This is a genomic window from Acidimicrobiales bacterium (genome assembly GCA_036491125.1).
GTDB lineage: Bacteria > Actinomycetota > Acidimicrobiia > Acidimicrobiales > AC-9 > AC-9.
Window position 1 is genome coordinate 1 of record DASXCO010000022.1, and the last position, 2,321, is coordinate 2,321.

The 2,321-nt window shown below is 70.7% G+C and carries 4 protein-coding genes; 1 reads left to right on the top strand and 3 read right to left on the bottom strand.

Annotated elements, in window-relative coordinates; genetic code table 11:
• Positions 1-371 (bottom strand): DUF4185 domain-containing protein (locus VGF64_01640; GenBank protein HEY1633431.1); only part of this gene is annotated, 371 nt, incomplete at its 3' end.
• An 85-nt stretch (positions 372-456) separates the two neighbouring features.
• Entirely contained in the window at positions 457-1,431 is a 975-nt protein-coding gene (locus tag VGF64_01645) for an NAD(P)-binding domain-containing protein (protein HEY1633432.1), read from the bottom strand.
• 41 nt (positions 1,432-1,472) lie between these two features.
• On the opposite strand from VGF64_01645, the gene VGF64_01650 reads away from it, so the two are divergent.
• Positions 1,473-2,051, top strand: coding sequence for a hypothetical protein (locus tag VGF64_01650; protein HEY1633433.1), 579 nt, complete (start codon positions 1,473-1,475; stop codon positions 2,049-2,051).
• A gap of 14 nt (positions 2,052-2,065) precedes the next feature.
• Here the strand turns inward: VGF64_01650 and VGF64_01655 are convergent.
• A partial coding sequence (locus VGF64_01655; GenBank protein HEY1633434.1) for an HNH endonuclease occupies positions 2,066-2,321 on the bottom strand: 256 nt, incomplete at its 5' end.

The window sequence follows — 2,321 nt, forward strand, 5'->3', positions numbered from 1 at the left end:
CGGTTGCCCACCGAGACGCCATAGGTGGGGATGATGCCGGCCTCGCCAGGGTTCGCCGGGATCAGCTCCTTGGCCGCGCCCGACGAGTCGCTGATCATGCCGGCGAAGTTGAGCCCTTGCGCGGGCGTGGTCGCCGTGGGATCGACCCACGCCATCGTGTTCCTGCGGTAACCAGCGTGGGAAACCGAGAAGAACGGAAAGGCCGCCGGCGCGCCAAATGTGTCCCCGAAGGTGACGTACATCTGGCCGTGGGCCAGGAACATGTGACCGAGGTCGGTCCCATGGACGTTCCATCGGGTGTCCGTCTGGTTGATCGACCCCGGCCCGACGAGCTGGGCGATCTTGTAGGTGTCGGAGGGGTTGACGATCAAGGGAGGGGACGGATCGCGCCCTGCGCGCTCCTGGGAGCCGGCGACGTTGTGGCCTGATTCGATCGTACTGGGCTCCTTCTCTTTCTCAGCGCTGAGTGGCGCCCTCGCCCAGCCGGGACCGCAGCTCGGACTCGAAGGCGAGTATCTCGGGAGCCATCGCCTTGGCTCGAAGCTCCTGGAGCCGCGGGTAGCCCGCGTCGCGCTCGGCATCCCATTCCTCGGCGAAGCGCCCCGACGCGATGTCGTCGACCAGCTCCCGCATGGTCGCCACCATGTCGAGGTGGCCGTAGCGGCCCGCCCGTGACATCTGGCCGTACTGGCTGGTCGGCGAGTGGTGCGCCATCTGGGCGGCGCCGCCCTCGATGCGCACGAGCCGGTACGTCCGCTCCACCTCGCCCGACAGGACCAGCTCGGTGACGACCGCCTCGAGCGGTATGCCTTGCTCCATCATCACCTGTACGAACGACTCACTGACCTGGCGGAGCGCGGGACTGAGGGCCTGCTCGACGGCGAGATCGAGCACCGCCTCCTGCTTCGGCGTCAGCTCGATGGCGCCCTGGCGCATTCCGCCGATGGCCCTGGCCACGGCCAGGGTGCGAGCGCGGGCCGTGCCCGTGACATCACGGTGCACGCCGACGGCCGTGATGAACCCGACGCCCTCGACGTAGCAGCGTCGCACCTCCGGACCGAGCATTCGGGGCGCGACCATCCCGAGATCGCACGGCGGGTCGAGCTGGCCGAAGGCCAGGGTGTAGCCGCTGGCGACGATCACCAGGGCGTCCGACCGAGGTGCGAGGGCCAGGGTGGGGATCACGTCGTCGGGCACGAGCACGCACACCACGTCGGCCTCCGAGGCGGCGTCGACGTCGCTGGTGACGAACCCGTCGGCCTCGGCGGTGTCCCGGGTCGCGTCGGCCCGCACGCAGACCATCACGTCGAGCCCCGAGTCCCGAAGGTTCAGGGCCCAGGACCGGCCCTGGTTGCCGTACCCGATCAGGGCGACGCGCTGGCCGGCCAGGGCATCGAGGTCGGCGTCGGTCTCGTACAGGATGGTGGTCACGCCCAGACGGTAGTTCGGCGCTCCGCCCTACGATCGCGTGGGTGCGTGGGCCGCGAATCGCCGTCGTGGGCTGGGGCTCGCTGATCTGGGATCCGCGTGGGCTGCCGCTCAGCTCGCCATGGCGGCCCGACGGGCCGGCGCTCCCGGTCGAGTTCACCCGCGTCGCCGACAACGGTCGGCTCACGCTGGGCCTCCGGGAGGGCGTCGCCGACGTGCAGACGCTGTGGGCCCTCATGTCCGACCGGGCTCTCGAGATGACGCGTTCGCAACTGGCGCAGCGGGAACGGACCGTTCCCGATCGCATCGGGTGCCTCGACCGCCACAGCGGCGGCTGCTCTCGCGACGATCCGAGCGTGGGCGATCACGATCTGGCTGGTCCCCTCGCCTCGTGGCTGGCCGAACGGGAGTTGGACGCGGTGATCTGGACGGCGCTCCCGTCGAACTTCGAGGAGCGGACGGGCCGCGCTCTGAGTCTGGACGCTGCCGTCGGCTACCTCGAGCGACTCTCGCGCGAGGCGCGGCGACGGGCGGAGCAGTACGTCCGCCGGGCTCCGGCCCAGGTGCGCACGGACATCCGCCAAGGTCTGGAGCATGTCCTCGGCTGGACCCCCACCACATAGCGCCGCGCCGCCGCTCACGGCGGCTCCCTCCCGCCGCCGCCCAGCAATCCCGCCTGGCGGTCCCGCTCGGTCTTGAGCTCGTGGCAGTCCCAGCACCTCCCGCTCAGGTTGGCCCGGGTGGTGGGGCCACCGTTGGCCACCGGGTCGACGTGGTCGTACTGGATGTGGTGGCGCGTGCCGCAGTCCACGCAGATGACCCCGTCGAAGTCGGGGGGACCACCGAGGTCGAGGGCGGTGCGCAGCTCGGCGGGGATGTGGCGCCCGAAGTGC